Here is a 21,412-nt window from a genome sequence, read left to right as displayed (position 1 = left end):
CGAATTAGAGACGCTCAACCTCAGCTTTAGCGTTCAGTTCAGTCAGCAGGTCTTGATAGTCGTACTGACCATTACGCGAACCAAGTACAGCGCGCATCGTTGTACGCTCCTCTTCGCCCATCTCGCCCGCAGCACCCTGCTGCACGCCAGTTACGGCCAGTACCGCACGACCGCCGTCACCCAACACAACAGATGCGTACGAAGCGCCGCCTTCAGCTGGATGAGGCACTTTAAACGCTTCCTGCAACACTTCTGCTGGCAGATCACGCTGAGCACGATTCACGCCCGGCAGGGATTTAACTTCACTGTCGTCAGCCTGAGAGGCTAGAGTCTGCCCACCGTTCAACGCGACCAGAATATCAGCTACTTTCGCATCCAACGCGTCAGATACACGCACCTTCAGCAATTCTGCATTCACTTGCTCTGATACCTCGTCGTAAGCCTGCTCGCGTGGTTTCAGATGTTCTTTAACACGCACAACAACTGCCCGAGAAGAATCCAGCTCCAGCGGTGTACTGTTCACGCCTTCTTTCAGCAGCTCATCTCCAAACACAGCAGCAACAACGCGGTTGTTACTGGTAATATCATCTTCACCACCCAGACGCGTAAACGGTTCGCTGGTGACGATTTCCAGCTCCAGCGCTTCCGCCGGCTCAACCAGATCACCTGAAGAGAAACTCAGATCAGCCAGACGCTCCATGCGATCAACATAGATTGCCTCCACCTTTTCACGCATCAGATCAAATTTAATATCGTTCTGAGCCTGCTCGAAGCTAGGCGCCTCAGTCGCTTTCACATCGATCAGCTTGATAATGTGATAACCGAAATCAGTGAGCACAGGCTCTGAAACCTGTCCTTTCTCCAGGGCAAACAATGCTTCATCGAATTCCGGTACAAACAGCCCTTTGCCGTTGAAGCCCAGATCACCGCCATTTTCAGCTGAACCCGGATCGTCGGATTCTGCTTTTGCCAGCTCGGCGAAGTCTTCACCTGCTGCGATCCGCTGGGCGATATCTTGCGCTTTTGTTTCTGCATCACCGGCATCGCGGCTATCGGAGATTTCGATCAGGATATGAGACGCCTGACGCTCCTCCTGTCCTTCGAAGTTATCAACCAACGCCTGATATTTCTGCTGAATCTCGTCGTCATCGACCTTCACTTCGTCCAGCATTTTGACTTTATCCAGCAACAGGTATTCTACAACCACCTGCTCTTCAGTCTTGTATGACGCGCGGTTATCATCAAAGTACTGCTTAGCATCCTGCTCATCAATCTGGATACCTGCCTGTACTTTATCTGCATCCAGCTCGAAGTAGCTCAGATCTCGAGTCTGCTGATCTAGCTCTATAACACGTGTCAGATCAGATTCCAGAGAGAACGAAGACAACAGGTAACCGGTACGCAGCTGCTCAACCACTTTCTCTTTGCGCACCAGATCGCGATACATCAGCGGAGACAGGCCGGCGTTACGCAGCACGGACTCAAACTGTACACGGTCAAATTTTCCGTCTACCTGAAAGCTTGGTGTGCTGACCAGCATCTGGTCGATCATACGATCACTAAACACCATGTCCTGAGCACCTGCAGCCTGAGTCAGCACCGCCTGTTCGATCAAACCGTCCAGCACCATTTTGCTGATAACGTTATCGTCCAACAGAGTTGGATCGGCGTTCTCTCCCATTTGATTAAGTAGCTGGCGACGCTGTAGCTCTACGCCCTGCAGCAACTGTCGCTCACTGACCTCTTCTCCGTTGACTGTCGCTGGCGCATTGCTGCCACTTGTCAGGCTAACAAGTGACTCAACACCGAACAGAGCAAAAGTAACAGCGATCAGGCCAACAATCACCTTTGCGATAATGCCTTGAGAGTTATTCCGAATCGATTGCAGCATGGTGCTTTAAGAATCCTGGCAAATCATGTAACAAACAAAAAAGGCGCACCCCTAAAACAGGAATGCGCCTTTTCTACAATTTTGAAACCGGCAAATGTCGCAATGATACCAACCGGTTTAAAGGAACGCAGGGTGTAATACACAATTTGTAGTACCTCTGCATTCCTTGATGCCCCCTTCCACGAGAACATTGGCGGAGCGGTCAGAATAGCAATGTGCCTTTTCTGGTCCGAACCTATAGTAAAACCCCGACGCTACCGGGTTTTACTTGTTTACTGCGTCTTTCAGAGCCTTACCTGGTTTGAAGGTAGGCAGTGTAGCTGCAGCAATCTCGATTGGCTTACCGGTCTGAGGGTTACGACCCGTACGCGCAGCACGCTCTTTCACAGCAAAAGTACCAAAACCTACCAGCGCAACAGAATCTCCTTCCTGCAGAGCACCAGTTACAGCTTCCAGAGTAGCGTCCAGAGCACGACCCGCAGCAGCTTTAGAGATGTCAGCAGAAGCCGCAATCGCGTCGATCAGTTCAGACTTATTCACATTGTTCCCCTTTATCGAAAAGATCTAGTTGTTATATCTAAAAAATCCAGTCCAGCAAGATGGTCTTGGCATTTTATACCAACAGGCAGAAAGGGGTGTCAACAAGCTTCAACGCCTTTCTACCCCTTGATTTACCTAATGTGCCTTTATTTGCCCATGCTCATTTTTTGCTGATTTCTTCTTGCCAGAAACATCTTCTTCTGCTTCACCCTGCAAAGGTTCCGGCTGATACTTAAGCGCAATCTCCAGAACCTCGTCGATCCATCTAACCGGCTTAATATCAAGATCTGCTTTGATATTGGCCGGAATTTCTTTCAAATCACGTTCATTTTCTTCAGGAATAACCACGGTCTTGATACCACCACGGTGTGCCGCCAACAGTTTTTCCTTCAGTCCGCCAATCGGCAGAACTTGTCCACGCAACGTAATTTCACCCGTCATCGCCACATCAGAGCGTACCGGAATATTTGTGAGTACAGATACCAGCGCCGTGCACATGCCAATACCCGCACTTGGACCATCTTTAGGTGTCGCACCTTCTGGCACATGGATATGAATATCGTTCTTCTCATGGAAGTCCGGCTTAATACCCAGCGTATCAGCACGATTACGCACAACGGTCAGGGCTGCCTGAATCGACTCTTTCATCACGTCGCCCAGGCTACCCGTTGTGACTTGTCGGCCTTTACCCGGTACAACCGCGCCTTCGATACTCAGAATATCGCCACCAACCTGTGTCCACGCAAGACCTGTTACATGGCCTACCAGATCTTCCTCTTCGGCCATTCCGAATTTGTGCTTCTTAACACCGGAATAGTCTTCGAGCTGATCCTGACCAATAACAACTGGCAGCTCATCTTTGTCTGCCAGAGCTAACTTCTTAACGACTTTACGACACAATTTAGCAATTTCACGTTCGAGGCCACGCACACCCGCTTCACGCGTGTAGTAACGAATCAGTCCCTCAACCGCAGAATCTTCGATTGTAACCTCTTTTTCCTTCAGACCGTTATTCTTAAGCTGCTTAGGAATCAGATATTTACGTGCAATATTCAGCTTTTCGTCTTCGGTGTAGCCTGGAATACGAATTAATTCCATTCGATCCAGCAACGGACCCGGAATATTCATAGAGTTCGAGGTACACACAAACATCACATCAGACAGATCATAATCGACTTCCAGATAGTGATCGTTGAATGTGTTGTTCTGTTCCGGATCAAGTACTTCCAGCAGTGCAGACGCAGGATCACCGCGATGATCCATACCCATCTTGTCGATCTCATCGAGCAGGAACAGCGGGTTTTTCACACCCACTTTAGACATCTTCTGCACAAGCTTACCAGGCATAGAGCCGATGTAAGTACGACGGTGACCACGGATTTCCGCTTCATCACGCACACCACCCAAAGCCATACGTACATACTTACGGTTGGTTGCACGTGCAATTGAACGACCCAGTGAGGTTTTACCCACACCCGGAGGCCCAACCAGACACAAAATCGGACCTTTAAGCTTCTTCACTCGGCGCTGAACAGCCAAGTACTCCAGAATGCGGTCTTTCACCTCTTCCAGACCGTAGTGGTCTTCGTTCAGGATCTTTTCCGCACGCTTCATGTCATGACGTACTTTAGAGCGCTTAGTCCATGGAATCAGCAGCATCCAATCGATATAACCACGGACAACGGTTGCCTCAGCTGACATCGGAGACATCATCTTCAGCTTGTTGTATTCGCTCATGGTTTTATCCAGCGCTTCCTGCGGCATGCCCGCTTCTTCGATACGCTGTTTGAGCTGCTCCATGTCATTGGAACCGGTCTCGTCCATATCGCCCAGTTCTTTCTGAATAGCCTTCATCTGCTCATTCAGGTAGTACTCGCGCTGGCTCTTTTCCATCTGTTTCTTAACACGACCACGGATACGCTTCTCGACCTCAACCAGGTCGATTTCACCTTCCATCAGTGCCATCAGATGCTCAAGACGCTCTCGATTGCTGAGCATCTCTAGAATTTTCTGTTTTTCTTCCAGCTTCAGCGACATGTGTGCCGCAATAGTATCTGCCAAGCGGCCCGCATCGTCGATATTCTGCAGTGACGCCAGTACTTCAGATGGAATCTTTTTGTTCACCTGCACAAAACGTTCGAACTGTTCCAGCATCGTACGCTTATACAGTTCCGCTTCAGCTTCAGTTACATCTTCAATCGCCAGAGACTCGGTCTCTGCCATGAAATATTCTTGGTCGTCGTTCAACGACTTGATCGTCGCACGGTAATCGCCTTCCACCAGCACTTTCACGGTGCCATCAGGAAGTTTGAGCATCTGCAGCACGCTGGCCACGGTACCTACATCAAACAGCTCATCCGCAGCCGGGTCATCGTCAGATGCGTTCTTCTGCGCAACCAACAGAATCTCTTTTTCCTGGCTCATTGCAACTTCCAGAGCCTGAATCGATTTTTCGCGACCTACAAAAAGCGGTATTACCATATGCGGGTAAACCACCACATCGCGCAACGGAAGAACCGGAAGCTCTGTGGTTACCTGTGCATTGTTATCATCTGTTTGCGCCATGATGAGCTTACCCTCTCAGAAACTGGCACCTGCTGAGGCAGATGCTATAAACACGAACTTAAAAACCTGTTACTGGCTAGATGGGGGTGCCATCCGGCAATTACAACCAATAGATATAAAAAAATCAGGTTCTTAGATGAATGGAGCTGCTTTCAATATATAGCAACATTAGGCAGAAGACATAATCAAAAAAGGGGCTGTTACGCCCCAGTTCTGTATTATTTGTAGTATGCGTTGTCTGTGACCGAGTGGTCGGTCACATCGCGTACACCTATCAACCCGGCGACACGCTCAACCAGTGTTTTTTCAACACCATCTTTCAATGTCATATCGACAGCACTGCAACCCTGGCAACCACCACCAAATTGCAGTATCGCGATTGTACCTTGCTCTTCTTCGACCAACTCAACCAGCTTTACTTCACCACCGTGGGAAGCAAGACCCGGATTGATATCAGCATAAAGAATGTAATTGATTTGCTCATTCATTGGACTGTCAGCTGAAACCATCGGCACTTTTGAGTTAGGTGCTTTGATCGTTAGCTGGCCTCCCATGCGGTCTTCTGCAAAATCAACCAGACCATCTTCCAGATAGGCGACACTATTATTTTCGATATAAACGCGAAACTTGCTCAGCTCCATGATTTCGTCATCTTCGACGATCTCATCCGGGCGGCAATAGGCCAGACAGGATTCTGCATACGGTGTACCCGGCTGGGTTACAAACATCCGTACTGCAATACCTTCAACTTCCTGCTTAGCTAACAGTTCCGCCAGATAATTTTCAGCGCTTTCGGTGACCGTGATGCTCATACTTAATCCTGTTACTTAACTTTTTGCGTACTCTTATGTGGCTGAAGCATACACCGATTCTAATTCTGAGTAAATTGGTCAGCTATTAACCAGAATCTACCAACGATGATTTCTGATACACTGGCGGTTTTTACCCGGCTACCCTCCAAAAATGACCGCAACTCAACGCTACAAGACCATTCTAATGCTTGGCCTGCCCATTATTGGCGGCATGCTGTCACAAAGCATTCTGAACCTTGTTGATGCCGCCATGGTCGGCAGTCTGGGAGAAGCGGCACTGGCTGGCGTAGGTGTCGGTAGCTACGCAAACTTTGTAGCCGTGAGCCTTATTCTTGGGCTTTCTTCCGGTGTCCAGGCAATGGTGGCACGCCGACGTGGCCAGGGACGACTCGCAGAGATGGCCCGCCCGGTCAACTGGGGCCTGATTGTATCTGTACTTTTTGCGCTACCGCTCAGTCTTATCTACATCAGCCATTCCGCAGATATCATCGCGCTGATCAGTGATGACCCTGAGGTTCAGGACATCGGCCAGTCATATTTTGACTACCGAACGATGGCGATGCTGGCCGTGGGCATCAACCTATCTTTCCGCGGATGGTGGAACGGCATTAAACAACCCGGCACTTACCTTATCTCCTTGCTGGTCATGCACGTTTTAAATGTTGCCATTAGCTATGGCCTGATTTTCGGCAAACTGGGATTACCTGAGATGGGCGCAGCAGGAGCGGGACTGGGTACAGCGATCGCCCTCACCCTTGGTTGCCTGCTGAATGGCGTACTTATGTGGCGCAGCGCACGTCCCTATGGTTTCCTGAAATATCGACGGGGACCTGCATCGATAGGCAAATTGCTTTCACTATCCATACCGCACTCTCTGCAACAGTTTTTCTTTGCAGCCGGCATCTGCACCCTGTTCTGGATCATCGGCCAACTGGGCACAGAAGATCAGGCGATTGCCCATGTATTGATTAATCTGGCGCTATTTCTGATCCTGCCCGGCGTCGGTTTCGGTATTGCATCAACCTCGCTGGTCAGCCATTCACTTGGCGAAAATAACGCCGAAGAGGCCTGCCAATGGGGCTGGGATACGATAAAAACTGCGCTAGGGGTAATCATTTTACTGAGCCTGCCTCTATGGATGTTCCCGGATGCCATACTCGGACTGTTCATCCACTCTGACACATTACTGCTTCAGGCTGAGCTACCGCTGCAAATTACAGCAATCGCCATCTGCCTGGACACAGCGGCCATCGTCTTAACACAAGCACTGCTAGGCGCCGGAGCGAACCGCTCAGTACTTTACATCAGCACAGTAGGGCAATGGATGTTTTACCTGCCTCTGGCATGGTTAATCGGCCCATACTGGGGATTTGGCTTGTTAGGCATCTGGTTGGTACAACTGATACATCGTGCCCTATCGTCCGCTATTTTTTCCTATGTGTGGTCAAAACGGCAATGGGCGGAGATTGCTGTATAAAGGCGCTCCCAGCATCTGTTAGACTTGAACGTGATCAGCTTTATTAAGGACTCTGGAATAAATGGAAGAGCACAACCTCGTCTTTTCGTTCTTTCTTATTTTTACAGGCGCAGCGATTCTAGCCTCCGCCGCTCTCTACACACGCCAACCCTTATTGGTGGCCTATATTGTGCTGGGGGCAGTTCTAGGTCCTTATGGCATGGGATACGTCAGCGACACTCAAATGCTGTCGGAGATATCCCATATCGGCATTATTTTCCTGCTATTCCTGCTTGGGCTTGATATGCAGCCCAGTCACTTAATCCATATGCTGAAGAAAGCCACACTGGTGGCCATCGGCAGTTCGATTATTTTCTTCGCCACAGGATATGGTATCGGCGTCGCATTTGGCTATACGCAAACTGAAGCGGCGATCATCGGCGCAGCGCTGATGTTCTCCAGCACGATTATCGGTATCAAACTGCTCCCGACAACCGTGTTGCATCACCGTCATACCGGGGAGCTGGTCGTTGGCCTTTTGCTACTGCAAGACGTTATCGCAATTATGGTCCTGCTATTCCTTTACAGCGGCGACTCCGGCGACAACGGTATGGGGACCTATCTGAAAACACTCGCCGCGCTACCTGCCCTGATTGCCGGTGCATTTGTCTTTGTTAAATATGTCTTGCTGAAGCTCATCCAGCGCTTTGATCGCTTTCATGAGTATATCTTTCTATTGGCAATCGGCTGGTGTCTGGGTCTGGCAGAGGTTGCTCAGATGTCCGGCCTGTCGGCTGAGATCGGTGCATTCGTTGCGGGCGTATCCATCGCCACCAGCCCTATCGCACAATATATTGCGACGAGCCTGAAACCGCTGCGTGATTTCTTCCTGATTCTGTTCTTCTTTTCGATTGGCGCCAGCTTCAACCTATCGCTACTCGACGAGATCATAGTGCCGTCAGTGATTCTCGCAGTGCTGGTGATTGCACTGAAACCGGTCGTATTCCGCTTTATGCTCAGCAAAATCAGCGAATCTAAGAGCCTGGCCTGGGAGGTAGGTTTTCGACTCGGACAGATTAGCGAGTTTTCGCTGCTGATCGCTTACATCGCAACAAGCGCTGCGTTGATTGGACAGGAAGCCTCACATGTCATCCAAGCAACGGCAATATTGACGTTCCTGCTTTCAAGTTACGTGGTGATATTTAACTTCCCATCACCGATCGCGGTGTCTGACAAGTTACGCCGTGATTAGATTCGATAAGACGGAAGCAATGCAGATAGATAGCACCTAGAAACAGGTGACTGAAATGCACAAAAAAACGGGGCCAGAACGGCCCCGTTTTTTATCAAAGATTAGCCCCAGGCGCGAACCGGGCCAACATCTACGTGAATAAAGTTACTGCGCTGGTAATACCCCACGCCACCCACTTGCAATGAGCGCGCCTGACTACCCAGCTGCTTCAAGGGCACGCCCGGCAGACGAATATCGATCGCCTTACCCAGCATATGATAGCTGCGCTTTGCGACACTTGAGCTTTGCTTACGCAGTTTGGCGTTGGTTTCGGGAGAACGGTATCCTGATATGACATGGAACTGCTTCTGGATACCAAGATCTTGCTGGAGCAGGTGCAACATATCAAACAATCGCGGATCCATAGCGATGCTGGTATCGCTGCGGTGATCTCGTAACAGATGATTCACTTCAGCCATTACGTCCGGAATGTAGTGGCCTTCAGCCCAATAAGTCGCATCCAGGCTTTCACCCGTGTGCAGATTATAGAAGCTTAACTTACGCTCAGGAGAGGCCAAAAGCGGCGCCCGAGCACCCAATGCAGATGCGCTGGCCAAACCCAGCGCCGTTCCACTGAGGCTTTTCAGAAAGCCCCGACGACTAATAAGATTCATATAACTCGACTAAAAAGCAGACAATTAACAACCGGATCGTCATTATGCATATCTCGATCCGGTTTGTACATTTTTTAGCCGACAGAAAACTGATTGATCGTTCGTGAATCCCACATTTTCTCTGCCCGCGCCAACAATACCTGCTGATCGCCGACCTCACCCAATAACTTCAACAACATAGCGATTGTCGATTTGATCGCCAACAAACCATACTCATGCTCAGCCTCCCCGCGCCAGACCTGCCCAAGCATTGTGGGATCGAGCTCACCCTCCTTAACAAAACGACGTGGCACGATGCGCGGCCATTCGCTCTCTTCCAGCTCACCCTCAACCACCCATTGCAAAATACTTTCACCGTCCGGCTTCGCTTCTGCCTCACCGCCATCGCCTTTCACGGTCAAGTTTCGTTCGAATCCCAAAAGCTGTGCCGTTTGCTGATGCATTGGGCCATACGGCGGATGAAAAACACCATCAACACTGCACTTGGCATGCAATGGATTCAGCATCCGCGCCAACGTATGCACTGGAGATCGCAAACCCAGAACAGACCGAAGCTGGATAATTCGCCCTAAAGGCGGACACATATGATCAATCGACATAAACGCAAAATTTGCACGCGCCAACTCTGCATCAACACGCAACCAGCTATCACAAGCGCTCAACCCGAACTGTGACAACATATCCTCGGTGTAGATTCGCTCAGGCGTATGCCCACGCGCACCATGCATAAAGATACAATAGCCATGACTCGCCAAACACAAAGCTGCTAGCAAAAACCAGGGATGACGTCGTTTCTTACCTGCATAACTCGACCAGTCCAAATCTACCTGCAACTCAGCCGGAGCAGCATAACGCTGCCGCGTTGCATCGGCGAAACCCGCCAGCTCTTCAGGTGATTCCTCCTTTACACGCAACAGCATCAAAAAAGCGCCCAGCTGTTCTGGCTCGGCCTGACCATCCAGAATCATCCCCATCGCCGCTTCCGCTTCTTCACGGGTCAGCGAGCGAGTGCCTGTTTTTCCCTTACCAAGGATACGTACATACTGCGCGAAAGGATGTTCCTGCTTCATAGACCTGCCTTGAGGATTGCTCTAAAGTTATCGGCCTTCACTATACACCTAAGCGGTAGCTCGAATGAATCTCAGGCATCCAGAAGTCCATCTGTTTTTTAACGCCCTGACATTTTTTACACGCATACCCGCTCCGTCATGGGTTGAGTTCTCCGATTCAAACCTCAACCACGCCAGCCGTTACTTCCCTTGGATCGGATTGATCGTGGGCGCCACAGCTGCGTTGGTATATTTAGTTGCCTGTATGTTATTTCCCCCTGCAATCGCCATCACTCTATCAATGGTTGCAACGGTCTGGCTGACGGGCGGGTTCCATGAAGACGGGCTGGCTGATGTCTGCGATGGATTTGGCGGGGGCTGGAAGAAAACCCAGATTCTGACCATCATGAAAGACTCGCGACTGGGAACCTACGGCGCTTTAGGCTTAGTGTTTGCATTATTTATGAAGTTTCAAACACTCAGCCTGATCGAGCAGCTGATTCCAGCGCTGTTGTTGGCACATACCCTCAGCCGCTTTGCCGCAATCACACTTATCTATTCCGACGATTACGTGCGCGAGGATCAACAAAGCAAAGCCAAGCCACTCGCAAACAGAATGTCTCGACGCGAGCTGATGATTGCCGCGATACCGGTATTGCTGTGTCTGATTCCTCTCGGCCCTAAAATCTGGTTAGTCATTATCCCTGTCTGGCTGATGCGTAACTGGTTATCTTATTTCTTTCGCCGCTGGATTGGCGGCTATACCGGCGATTGCCTTGGCGCCACTCAACAGCTTTGTGAGCTGACCGTTTATCTCTATTTCTGCCTGCCTTTTATATTGGCAGCCTGATAGAATCCGCGCATCTCTGCGTAATGTGAAGCAATCATGCGAAAACGATCTGCACCTCGGCGTCACTCCGCCAACAAAAAGAAACCCGTTACCCTCGATGGCGCTCCAATTCAGCTATCCATTGAGGGGCTCAGCCACGAAGGGCGTGGTATCGCCCGCCACAATGGCAAAACGCTGTTTGTTGCCGGGGCCCTGCCCGGTGAAGAAGTTGAAGCGCGTATCACTAAGACACACCGCCGCTTCGATGAGGCGCAATGCATCAACGTGATTCAGGCGTCAGAAGACCGCGCAGAACCGATTTGCGAGCACTACGGCGTATGCGGTGGCTGTGACCTGCAACACCTGACACACGCGCGTCAAATCGAAGAGAAACAGCGGATCGTACTGGATCAGCTCGAGCGTTTGGGCAAAATACAACCGGAAGCCACCGAATCGCCACTACATTCACCCGCCTCTAAATATCGCCGCAGCGCCCGCCTTGGGGTGAATCAGCTACAGCGTGACAACTCCGTTGTTGTTGGATTTCGTCGCCGCGCCAGCAACAAGCTGACCCGTATAGACCACTGCCCGGTGTTAAACGATACGCTCAACCAGACGATTCAGCTGCTGCAAAACGCACTAGATCAAGCCGGTCAGGTGCGTGATATTACCCACGCTGAGATCTCAATGGGTGATCAAGAAGGTGCTCTTACGCTGCGTATAAAGAAGCGCCCGTCGGACGCCCTGCTAGACGCTATCAGTCTGGCCGCAAATCAACTGGACCTCCGCCTGTATCTGGATGATGGTCAAAACACGCTAGCCTATACGGATGCAGCAGACCTACACTACCGATTACCAGACCAAGATATAAAACTCAGCTTTGAACCGGGTGATTTTCTGCAAGTAAATGCCGGTGTTAACGAGCAGATGATTAGCCGTGCGCTGGAGTGGTTACAGCCAACACCTGACGATCGTATTCTCGACCTGTTCTCGGGCATCGGAAACTTCACGCTTCCTCTGGCACTTAACGCCGGAGAAGTGGTTGGCGTGGAGGGTAGCGATACGATGGTACAGCGTGCGGCGGCCAATGCTGAAGCAAATGGCTTAGCGAACTGCGCCTTTTACCGTGCCAACCTGAGCAACGACCTGCGCCACCATCGCTGGTTCAACCAAGGTTTTAACAAGATCGTACTGGATCCACCCCGCACAGGCGCGCTCGAAGCGATCAAACAGCTGGAACACTATCAAGCCGATCAGATCCTGTACGTATCGTGCAACCCTTCTGCACTGGCGCGTGACGCTGCAGAACTGGTGGCGATGGGCTATCGCTTTAGCCGTTTCTGCGTGATGGATATGTTCCCGCAAACGTCCCATGTGGAATCCCTTGCCCTGTTTGAGAAGCCAGAGAAGTAACACCGTCGATGCCTGAGATTATATTTTCCGATGACCAACTGGTTATCGTAAACAAACCCGCCGACCTGCTGTCCGTACCGGGACGCGGAGAGGATAAACAAGACTGCGTATGGCGACGGGTACAGCAATCATTCCCCACTGCGCGTATCGTACACCGACTCGACTACGCAACCTCCGGCCTGATGGTGCTTGCCCTGAATGCCGACAGCCACCGACGTCTAAGCACAGAGTTTCAAGAGAGACGCACGCAAAAATCGTATCAAGCGATCGTTTACGGGACCCTCAAAGAGGAGACGGGTGAAGTCACCGAACCCCTGCGCTGCGATTGGGATAACCGCCCGCTGCAGATCGTCGATTACGAATACGGGAAAAACGCGCATACGCGCTGGAAAAAACTAAGGGACGAGCCGAATGGCAGCCGGGTGCAACTCACTCCGATTACCGGTCGTTCCCATCAACTGCGTGTTCATATGCAGTTCTTAGGCCATCCAATCATCGGAGACCGCTTTTACGCGCCTGATGATGCACAGGCCCTCAGCCACCGTTTGCTGCTTCATGCGGAACAGCTCGGGTTCAATCATCCGGTCAGCGGAGACTGGCAAGACTTTACCGCCCCGGTGCCGTTCTAAAGACGACACCGGGACCCATCACATCATGCGTTCACGGCACGTACGCTTTGCCCGGATTTGAATGCCTGAATATTTTCGACGGTCTGATCGATAATACGCTGACGCGCCTCACGACTTCCCCACGCGGAGTGAGGCGTAATGATAAGATTTGGAATATCGTCAGCCAGCAGAATATTACCGTTTACAGGCGGCTCCTGCGTCAACACATCCGTTGCGGCTCCCGCCAGATGACCAGAGCGCAATGCATCTGCCAATGCCTGCTCGTTCACCACTCCGCCGCGCGCCGCATTGATTAACACACTGCCCGGCTTCATCTTTGCCAACGCCGCTGAATCAATCAGGTTAAGGGTTTCGTCTGTCAGCGGGCAATGCAAACTCAGCACATCAACCTCTGCCAGAAACTGATCCATCAGCATACGTCCGGCCTGAGGCTCCCCACCCGGGCGCTGAGCAATCACCACCTTCATGCCAAATGCTTTAGCCAATTCCGCTACCGCACTACCCAGGTTGCCATAACCCACAATCCCCAGTGTACGACCAGACAGTTCTCGTATAGGAAAACCCAGCATGCAAAACTGACTTGCCTTACCCCAGTCTCCCGCTTTAACCGCACGATCATACTGAATAATATTGGTATGTAACGCCAACATCATCGACAGAACATGCTGAGCAACTGAATCAACACCGTAAGCAACACAGTTGCACACAGGGATCGATTTTTCAGCCGCAGCAAGCAGATCGATATTGTTCGTGCCGGTCGCCACCACACAGATCAGTTTCAGGTCGGGCGTTGCATCCATCGCAGCACGATCAATCTTCACCTTGTTGGTAATAACAATGTCATACCCGGCGATTCGCTCCTCAACCTGCTCCAAAGTGGTGGCCATGTGCAGATCCAGCTGACTGACTTCAGACTGAATCGGTCCCAGATCAAGATCCTCAAGACTTTCTAAATCCAGAATTACAGCTTTCATCGGTGTTCCTTCTTATTTTGATATCGCCCGTTATCAGAGACAAATAAGGGGCCAAAAGGCCCCTTATTAATTGCAGGTATATGTAAAGAAAATCAACCTCTCGGCAGGTTATCCTTCACATCCCACAATATTTCTTCAGCAACCTGAGCCGGCGCGGATAAGCCGTCCTCGGTCAGCACTGTCAGATAAACCCCGCTACGAGCCCGATTCAACTTAAGCTGATAGCGACCGACGAAATCGTACGCTTCGGTTTGCTCGTTGAACGTGCCTTCAGGTCCGTCGACCTGATTATTAAACACGTAGATGACTTTACCCGCGAACCAGATCTTGAATCCCTCTTCTTTTTGCAGGGCTTCTTGCTCAATTTCTTCCTGGCTCATCTGGCTCAAACGTTCTCTATCGTCTTCACTCAGCGTCTTAGAGGTGTAACGGATCTTCTTAGCATTCTCATCCGGGCCTGCGCCTAACGCCTCACCCAGTGCGGTTGCCTTAAAGGAGATAGACCCCTTATCCGAGTGCAGCCATTCGAAGAAACCCATCTTTTCAGTTTCATCTACCGGAATACTGGTGGTATACGAGAAATAGAACATGCCCGCATCTTTGTCGACGGTTCCCAGATCAAAACGATCTGTTGCCATCGCCGCTGCAACCGAATCCCATGCTTTATCAGTAGAATCTTCAACTTTCAGTACGGGGTTGCCACGAGAATCGCGACCCAGCTCAGTACGACCGCCAGTGTCCTGCCCCAGTTTGGTCAGGGTTGGCGCATCTTCTTTGTCTGATGCCTTGCTCAGATATCGCAGCATCTCGTACATCATGTCGGATTTGTAACCGACATCGCGTCCGGACTGCTCCCAGTCAATCTGCCCTATCTCGTCACTCTGAGCAAAACGTACATGCTTCATGCTGATCGATGTACGTGTCAGATCGCCTTTATCAGGACGCAACTCCAAGCGCAGCTTATCTTTCGCAGGCCCTTCAACGTCTTGGAAAGTCAGACGTTTAATCCAACTATCCACGAAACTCAGCTGGCTATCGTTATTCTCAATCCAGACAGTTTCCATTTGCGCGTTTCTTGCATCGGCCTTTTCCAGCTCGATACCGTTATACGCCCAAAAGTCCTTCAGCTTCGGCCACACTTCGTTGATTGGAGATTCAACAACAATCAGCTTTTCAGCACCATCGCGCGACAAGCTCACCTTATCGCTGGAGGCCTCAGTATAGAAAAACTCCGGACGCGGAATTTCGAAATCACCATTTCTTTGCGTAGCAACCTGACTGATATCAGGAATTGCCATGCCCTGTGAGGTTTCGCGGGTACGCAAATGAGGCGGCACCTCCAACGCTTTTCCTTCACTGGCCTTTTCATAATCCTGGCTACGGTCACGGATAATTCCGCTGTCACCATAGATCGGATTATTCTCCACAACACTGCACCCCGCTTGCAGGGCACAGGCTAAAATCGTCAGAGATACTGCCTTTTTCATAATCGTTATGGCCGTTTAGATGATACCGGTAGTACGCAGCGCACCGCGTACCTCTTCGTGGTACTGATCGCTCAACTCAACCAGCGGCAGTCGAATTCCCTGCTGCATCAGGCCCATTTCAGCCATCGCCCACTTCACAGGAATTGGGTTAGCTTCAACAAACATGCTGTTGTGTAGTGGCATCAATTTGTTCTGCAGATCACGCGTCTGCTCGGCATCACCTGCCATCGCCAGACGACACAGTTCTGCCATCTCACCCGGAGCCACGTTTGCGGTCACGGAGATATTTCCGACACCACCCAGTAACATCAGTTCCGGCGCAGTCGCGTCATCACCGGAATACACTGCAAAATCGGCAGGGACAGCGTCAATCAGCTCTTTCGCACGCTGCAGATCGCCGGTCGCTTCTTTGATACCCACAATATTTGGGATCTCAGCCAAACGGCACACCGTCTCAGGCAACATATCGCACGCAGTGCGGCCTGGTACGTTATACAGGATCTGTGGGATATCAACGGCTTCTGCAATCGCTTTGTGATGCTGGTAAAGACCTTCCTGAGGTGGCTTGTTGTAATAAGGCGTCACCAACAGGCAGGCATCAGCACCCGCTTCTTTCGCTTCACGGGTCAGCTCAATCGCCTCAGAGGTCGAGTTTGCACCCGTACCTGCAATTACAGGGATCTTGCCAGCAACGCGTTTAATCACCCGTTTAATTACCTGGCAGTGCTCGTCACAATCAAGCGTTGCTGATTCGCCGGTGGTACCCACCGCGACGATTGCGCCTGTCCCCTTATCCAGATGGAGATCGACGACCTTATCCAGGGCGTCCCAATCAATATCTCCATTGGATGTCATCGGGGTAACAAGAGCAACAATGCTGCCAGTAATCATCTTTATCTCCATAAGGTAAGAGAGGTTATAGTAACGACCGTTACCGGCCGCCACAACAAGTACATCTGCTCTCTACTTAAATCCAGATCGCACTTGTCATCGTATTAGGGTTGGATATTCTATACGATTTTCTACACTCTTGAGTAGCCATCCAACCATTTGAAAATATAGGGAAAGCAGATGAGCACAGTAGCACTTGATCAAGCCGTACCAGATTTCACCGCTAACGCCACCAGCGAACAGACTGTTACGTTGTCTGAACTGCGCCAAAAAAATGTAATTATCTACTTTTATCCAAAAGACAGCACACCCGGCTGCACCACTGAAGGCCAGAATTTTCGGGACCTGTACGCAGAATTCAGCGAGCTTGATACTGTTATCTTTGGCGTGTCCCGCGATGGTATGCGCGCCCATGAAAACTTCAAAGCGAAGCAGTCTTTTCCATTTGAACTGATCAGCGACCCAGATGAAACACTCTGCAATCTTTTTGACGTTATTAAGCTAAAGAAAAACTACGGACGCGAATATATGGGTATTGATCGCTCAACTTTCCTGATCGATAAGGAAGGCGTACTGCGTAAGGAATGGCGTACGGTGAAAGTAAAAGGCCATGTTGACGAAGTACTGGAAGCAGTGAAAAGCCTGTAACCCAACACAAATTACAGGCTCATTCCGTGCCAGCAGATTAACTCTCTGGCACATCCTGCGACAATTTAGGTGCTTTTGGCCAAGCACTGAGTATTGCCTTAATCAACGTTGCTAGCGGGATCGCAAAAAACACCCCCCAGAACCCCCATAAACCACCAAACAACAAGACAGCAATAATAATAGAGACTGGATGCAGGTTAACAGCCTCAGAGAACAACAACGGTACCAGCACATTGCCGTCCAACGCCTGAATAATGCCGTAAGCCGCCATGAGGACCATAAATTCATTGGTCCAGCCCCATTGGAAGAACGCAATCAAGGCAACGGGCAACGTGACTAACGCCGCACCAATATAGGGAATCAAGACTGACAATCCGACCATGATAGCCAGCAATGCCGCATAGTTGATGCCCAACACAGCAAATGCCACATAGGTTGCAACACCAACGATTAAGATCTCTATCACCTTGCCCCGAATATAATTGGCAATCTGATCGTCCATCTCGTCCCATACTTTGGTCATCATCTCTCGCTTCGCAGGCAGCAAAGACGCCCACCAGGATGACAGCGCTTTGCCGTCCTTCAAAAAGAAGAACACCAGAATGGGGACGAGCACAAAATAGATCAACAGCGCAACAACACTGCCAATAGAATTCAAAGAGAAAGTTACAACCCACTGCCCCACTTTTGATAGCTCGGCAGCTGCAGAATTGATCAACTCATTAACCTGCGCGACTGAAATCATGTCTGGGTACTGCTTCGGCAACAACAATGCGAGCTGCTGAACCTCAGACAAGATACGCGGCAATTCATTAAAGAGATTCCCCGCCTGACGCCAAACCAACGGCAAGACAAACAACAACAATGCAAGCGTGACGCTGACAAACAGCATAAAAACTAACGATACCGACAATATGTGGGAAAGCTTGCGCGACTCCAGCCAGCTCACGGCCCCCTGCATAAGAAAGGCTAAAATCAGCCCCGCAAACACCGGCGTCAGCATCTGCCCCAGCGTCAGGATGATCAGCAAAGCACCCCCCAGCAGGACAAATAGCAAAACCGCCTCTTCGTCGGAAAAATAGCGGTCTATCCACTTGCTGAAGATCTTACGCATCTTTACTCTCAACTCTCAGATTAAACAATTATCCGCGACGGATAATATAAACATAGGGCTCATGATCAGTGAACGATTCCAACATCACGTGGTCCGATTGATCAGTGTATGCTTTAAAGTCACGGATTGAACCCGCATCAGTCGCGATTACCTTTAGCACTTGCCCTACATTTAATCGGTTAAGTGCCTGTTTTGCTTTCAAAAGCGGCAACGGACAGTTCATTCCTGAAGCGTCCAGCGTGTCATCAATTACAGGTTTAGTCATTAACGTATCTTTACCGCGTACTGGGTTGAGTAGAATTCACAGGCCCAGCACTATATAACAATTTATTCAGTATTAGCAGCGCGTTTTCAGACGGATTCTAACCCATGCATATTTATCGCTTTTTTCTCCCGTTGATGACATCTTTAATGCTGTTATCTCAGACTAATTCACTATACGCAGCCAACTCTGGACTGCCCTCAATCAGCGAAAGTGGGTTTTCTACGACACCACAAGAAGAATATATGCTGGGACGAACCTGGGTGAGGATGCTACGTGGTTCAGCTCAACTCTACGAAGATCCGATTGTAGTCGCGTATCTGGAAGACCTGCTTTGGGATGTTACTGAGCACAGCCAACTGACTGATCGCCGCTTAGAACTGGTCGTGTTAGACAACCCGACACTGAACGCATTTGCAGTACCCGGTGGTATTGTTGGCCTCCACACCGGCTTGGTGGAGGCCGCTCAAAGCGAAGATGAACTCGCTTCCGTTATCGCACACGAGCTGGCTCATTTAAGCCAACGACACTATGCAGCGAACGTCGACCATCAGAAACGCAACCGGCCCTTTATGCTTGCGGCATTGCTGGGCAGCCTGCTGGTTGCCGCCGCAGATAGCCAAGGCGGGGTAGCAGCCATATCCTCTACGGTTGCAGCCTCTCAAGCCTCGAGCCTGGCATTTAGTCGCCAAAATGAACGCGAGGCGGACTATATCGGCATGCAGACACTGGCAGAAGCCGGCTTCGACCCTAAAGCGATGCCCAACATGTTCTCTCGCCTCCAGGCCAATGCCCGCTACGGCCAGAAACCGCCAGAATTCCTGCTCACCCATCCGGTCACAGAGTCTCGCGTAGCCGACTCACTTAACCGGGCAGCGAATCTGCCTTCGCCGAAAAAAAGAGCAGACGCTATCGATTATGATTTAGTGCAGTCTCGAATCATCGCCCATTACTCCAAAAATGCCGACCAGCTTTTAGCGAATCTGGCCGATCAACGCAAAAGTCAGGATAGCGATTCATTACGTTACGCTACAGTGATGGCGGCAATAAACGCAGAAAAGTTCGACGTTGCTGAGCGTGCATTCTCAGGAATGAGCAAAGCCTTCTTGCAAAAGCTTCCTGTCCGATTGGCAAAGGCCGAGCTGAGCATCGCGCAAAAGCACTATGATAAAGCGTCACAACAGCTAAGATCCGTTCTGAAACTGTTCCCTGACAACTATCCGACCAACGCAATATATGCGGAGCTATTGCTGCACCAAGGCCAGAACAGCCATGCAATTGCAGTCTACAAACAACTTGCCGCACAACGTCCAACTGACGTTAACGTTTGGTACAACCTGGCGGAAGTTCAGGGACTCGCAGGAAACACACTGGATGTGCATATGGCCCGCATCGAGTACTTCATGCTAACCGGCAACATCGACCTTGCCATCCGGCAGGTGAAGTTTGCACTACGCACACCTCAGCTGAGCAGCGAAGAAAGAGCCCGCTTGGAAACCCTCGAAGTGGAAGCAAAATACCTGCGGCAACAGATGCGACGCGTCATGTGACATTCATAACTTTCTGCCACAAAAAAAGCCGCATCTAAATGCGGCTTTTTATTTTCCATAGCCAACAGCGGCTACCAGAGCGGTTTATTTATTCAATTCTGCGGAGAAATCTAGCATGCGCTGCAGAGGACGGCGCGCGTCTTCAATCAATGCAGCATCCACAATCACTTCTTCCTGCCCCTGCTGGAGACATTGCAGGATATTATCCAATCCGTTCAATGCCATCCACGGACAATGCGCACAGCTGCGACATGTTGCCCCGGAACCACCCGTTGGCGCTTCCATAAACTCCTTACCAGGAGCCGCTTGCTGCATCTTGTAGAAAATCGCGCGATCGGTGGCCACAATAAACTTCTGGTTTGGCAAATCCCGTGCCGCCTGAATCAACTGTGAAGTTGAACCAACAGCATCGGCAATTTCAACAACAGAATCAGGGGATTCAGGGTGCACCAAAACAGCAGCATCTGGATATACGCTTTTCAGCTCCAGAATACCCTTCGCTTTGAACTCCTCATGCACAATGCAGGCACCATCCCACATCAGCATTTCGATACCGGTCTGCTTCTGGACATAACCACCCAGATGCTTGTCTGGCGCCCAGATAATTTTCTTACCTTCATCCGCCAGATGCTCAACTACCTGCAGCGCAATACTAGAGGTCACGACCCAGTCAGCACGCGCTTTCACCGCCGCCGATGTATTCGCATACACAACCACTTCATGATCAGGATGGGCGTCACAGAAGGCCGAGAATTCATCGATAGGACAACCGATATCCAACGAGCAGGTCGCTTCCAGCGTCGGCATCAAGATGCGCTTCTCAGGGCTCAGGATTTTCGCTGTTTCTCCCATGAAGCGGACACCCGCAACAATCAGCGTACTTGCCTCATGAGCGCTACCAAAACGAGCCATCTCCAATGAATCAGACACACATCCGCCTGTTTCATCGGCCAACTCCTGAATCAAGCCGTCTGTGTAGTAATGCGCGACTAGACACGCATCCTTCTCTTTTAACAGTTTTTTAATCTGCTCTTTGTACTCTTCGATCTCTTTGCGATCATGACCGGTTGGAAGATGTTCTTTCGCAAAGTGTTCTTGCACCAGAATACGGTCGGAGATTTCCTGCTTGCTCAACATGTAAGTAACTGTTTCTTTTTATATAGGCTGTATTGAAACTCCAGACGCAAAGGCATCTGGCCGCTGGCCTGATTATACCATAGTCAGGTCACTGCAAAATGACTGGATAGAGATAAAAACGACAACAAAGTTTGTTTAAAACAGAAACGAAAAAGGAGCACCGCAGCGCTCCTTTTTCTGAATATGGTGGGTCGTATAGGATTCGAACCTATGACCAATTGGTTAAAAGCCAACTGCTCTACCAACTGAGCTAACGACCC

At 50.4% G+C, this 21,412-nt stretch carries 19 protein-coding genes and 1 tRNA gene; 7 read left to right on the top strand and 13 right to left on the bottom strand.

Features of this window, described 5'->3' with window-relative positions:
- Positions 1–4: 4 nt before the first annotated feature.
- The 4 genes from IOQ59_RS19580 to nfuA all read right to left on the bottom strand — a co-directional run bounded on the left by IOQ59_RS19580 (position 5) and on the right by nfuA (position 5,808).
- Positions 5–1,891: a SurA N-terminal domain-containing protein gene (locus tag IOQ59_RS19580; RefSeq protein WP_193955165.1), complete on the bottom strand. Its 1,887-nt coding sequence runs from the start codon at positions 1,889–1,891 to the stop codon at positions 5–7.
- A 264-nt stretch (positions 1,892–2,155) separates the two neighbouring features.
- Positions 2,156–2,431 (bottom strand): HU family DNA-binding protein, encoded by a 276-nt coding sequence (locus tag IOQ59_RS19575; RefSeq protein ID WP_193955164.1) that lies wholly within the window; start codon positions 2,429–2,431, stop codon positions 2,156–2,158.
- 135 nt (positions 2,432–2,566) lie between these two features.
- A complete protein-coding gene (gene lon, locus IOQ59_RS19570) occupies positions 2,567–4,996 on the bottom strand; it encodes an endopeptidase La (protein ID WP_193955163.1) in 2,430 nt (809 codons plus the stop codon).
- Positions 4,997–5,214: 218 nt separating this feature from the next.
- Positions 5,215–5,808, bottom strand: a complete 594-nt coding sequence (nfuA, locus tag IOQ59_RS19565; RefSeq protein WP_193955162.1) for a Fe-S biogenesis protein NfuA — start codon at positions 5,806–5,808, stop codon at positions 5,215–5,217.
- A 151-nt stretch (positions 5,809–5,959) separates the two neighbouring features.
- On the opposite strand from nfuA, the gene IOQ59_RS19560 reads away from it, so the two are divergent.
- On the top strand, positions 5,960–7,285 hold the full coding sequence (locus tag IOQ59_RS19560) for an MATE family efflux transporter (RefSeq protein ID WP_193955161.1): 1,326 nt from the start codon (positions 5,960–5,962) through the stop codon (positions 7,283–7,285).
- A 61-nt stretch (positions 7,286–7,346) separates the two neighbouring features.
- Positions 7,347–8,516, top strand: a complete 1,170-nt coding sequence (locus IOQ59_RS19555) for a cation:proton antiporter domain-containing protein (RefSeq protein ID WP_193955160.1) — start codon at positions 7,347–7,349, stop codon at positions 8,514–8,516.
- A gap of 101 nt (positions 8,517–8,617) precedes the next feature.
- On the opposite strand, the gene mepK is transcribed toward IOQ59_RS19555, so the two are convergent.
- Together mepK and IOQ59_RS19545 are read right to left on the bottom strand one after the other, a co-directional pair.
- On the bottom strand, positions 8,618–9,169 hold the full coding sequence (mepK, locus tag IOQ59_RS19550; protein ID WP_193955159.1) for a peptidoglycan L,D-endopeptidase MepK: 552 nt from the start codon (positions 9,167–9,169) through the stop codon (positions 8,618–8,620).
- A gap of 74 nt (positions 9,170–9,243) precedes the next feature.
- On the bottom strand, positions 9,244–10,239 hold the full coding sequence (locus IOQ59_RS19545; protein WP_193955158.1) for a glycosyl transferase family protein: 996 nt from the start codon (positions 10,237–10,239) through the stop codon (positions 9,244–9,246).
- 64 nt (positions 10,240–10,303) lie between these two features.
- Between IOQ59_RS19545 and IOQ59_RS19540 the strand changes: the two genes are divergently transcribed.
- From IOQ59_RS19540 to IOQ59_RS19530, 3 genes are read left to right on the top strand one after another with little or no spacing between them, the layout of a single operon-like run.
- A complete protein-coding gene (locus tag IOQ59_RS19540; protein WP_193955157.1) occupies positions 10,304–11,068 on the top strand; it encodes an adenosylcobinamide-GDP ribazoletransferase in 765 nt (254 codons plus the stop codon).
- A 36-nt stretch (positions 11,069–11,104) separates the two neighbouring features.
- The gene (gene rlmD / locus IOQ59_RS19535) at positions 11,105–12,460 is read left to right on the top strand and encodes a 23S rRNA (uracil(1939)-C(5))-methyltransferase RlmD (RefSeq protein ID WP_193955156.1); all 1,356 of its coding nucleotides are present in this window, start codon (positions 11,105–11,107) and stop codon (positions 12,458–12,460) included.
- 8 nt (positions 12,461–12,468) lie between these two features.
- Positions 12,469–13,089 carry an RluA family pseudouridine synthase gene (locus IOQ59_RS19530; protein WP_193955155.1) on the top strand — a complete coding sequence of 207 codons (621 nt, stop codon included), beginning with the start codon at positions 12,469–12,471 and terminating at the stop codon, positions 13,087–13,089.
- A 23-nt stretch (positions 13,090–13,112) separates the two neighbouring features.
- Here the strand turns inward: IOQ59_RS19530 and IOQ59_RS19525 are convergent, their stop codons facing one another.
- The 3 genes from IOQ59_RS19525 to dapA form a co-directional block, all read right to left on the bottom strand.
- On the bottom strand, positions 13,113–14,063 hold the full coding sequence (locus tag IOQ59_RS19525) for a 2-hydroxyacid dehydrogenase (protein ID WP_193955154.1): 951 nt from the start codon (positions 14,061–14,063) through the stop codon (positions 13,113–13,115).
- Between the two features lie 92 nt (positions 14,064–14,155).
- The gene (locus tag IOQ59_RS19520; RefSeq protein WP_193955153.1) at positions 14,156–15,550 is read right to left on the bottom strand and encodes an NlpB/DapX family lipoprotein; all 1,395 of its coding nucleotides are present in this window, start codon (positions 15,548–15,550) and stop codon (positions 14,156–14,158) included.
- A gap of 15 nt (positions 15,551–15,565) precedes the next feature.
- A complete protein-coding gene (dapA, locus tag IOQ59_RS19515) occupies positions 15,566–16,441 on the bottom strand; it encodes a 4-hydroxy-tetrahydrodipicolinate synthase (RefSeq protein WP_193955152.1) in 876 nt (291 codons plus the stop codon).
- A 180-nt stretch (positions 16,442–16,621) separates the two neighbouring features.
- On the opposite strand from dapA, the gene IOQ59_RS19510 reads away from it, so the two are divergent.
- Complete coding sequence (locus tag IOQ59_RS19510) at positions 16,622–17,089, top strand: peroxiredoxin (protein WP_193955151.1); 468 nt, start codon at positions 16,622–16,624, stop codon at positions 17,087–17,089.
- Positions 17,090–17,126: 37 nt separating this feature from the next.
- Here IOQ59_RS19510 and IOQ59_RS19505 read toward each other — a convergent pair whose 3' ends face one another.
- Entirely contained in the window at positions 17,127–18,203 is a 1,077-nt protein-coding gene (locus tag IOQ59_RS19505; RefSeq protein WP_193955150.1) for an AI-2E family transporter, read from the bottom strand.
- 28 nt (positions 18,204–18,231) lie between these two features.
- Positions 18,232–18,468, bottom strand: coding sequence for a sulfurtransferase TusA family protein (locus tag IOQ59_RS19500; protein WP_193955149.1), 237 nt, complete (start codon positions 18,466–18,468; stop codon positions 18,232–18,234).
- 242 nt (positions 18,469–18,710) lie between these two features.
- Between IOQ59_RS19500 and IOQ59_RS19495 the strand changes: the two genes are divergently transcribed.
- Positions 18,711–20,015 (top strand): M48 family metalloprotease, encoded by a 1,305-nt coding sequence (locus IOQ59_RS19495; protein WP_193955148.1) that lies wholly within the window; start codon positions 18,711–18,713, stop codon positions 20,013–20,015.
- Positions 20,016–20,099: 84 nt separating this feature from the next.
- Here IOQ59_RS19495 and nadA read toward each other — a convergent pair whose 3' ends face one another.
- Together nadA and IOQ59_RS19485 are read right to left on the bottom strand one after the other, a co-directional pair.
- A complete protein-coding gene (nadA, locus tag IOQ59_RS19490) occupies positions 20,100–21,152 on the bottom strand; it encodes a quinolinate synthase NadA (RefSeq protein WP_193955147.1) in 1,053 nt (350 codons plus the stop codon).
- A gap of 184 nt (positions 21,153–21,336) precedes the next feature.
- Positions 21,337–21,412 (bottom strand) — tRNA-Lys (locus IOQ59_RS19485).

It is taken from the genome of Pontibacterium sinense (genome assembly GCF_015209595.1).
Lineage (GTDB): Bacteria > Pseudomonadota > Gammaproteobacteria > Pseudomonadales > Balneatricaceae > Pontibacterium > Pontibacterium sinense.
Note: the sequence above shows the minus strand (reverse complement) of the source record. Positions and strands in the feature narration are given on the sequence as shown.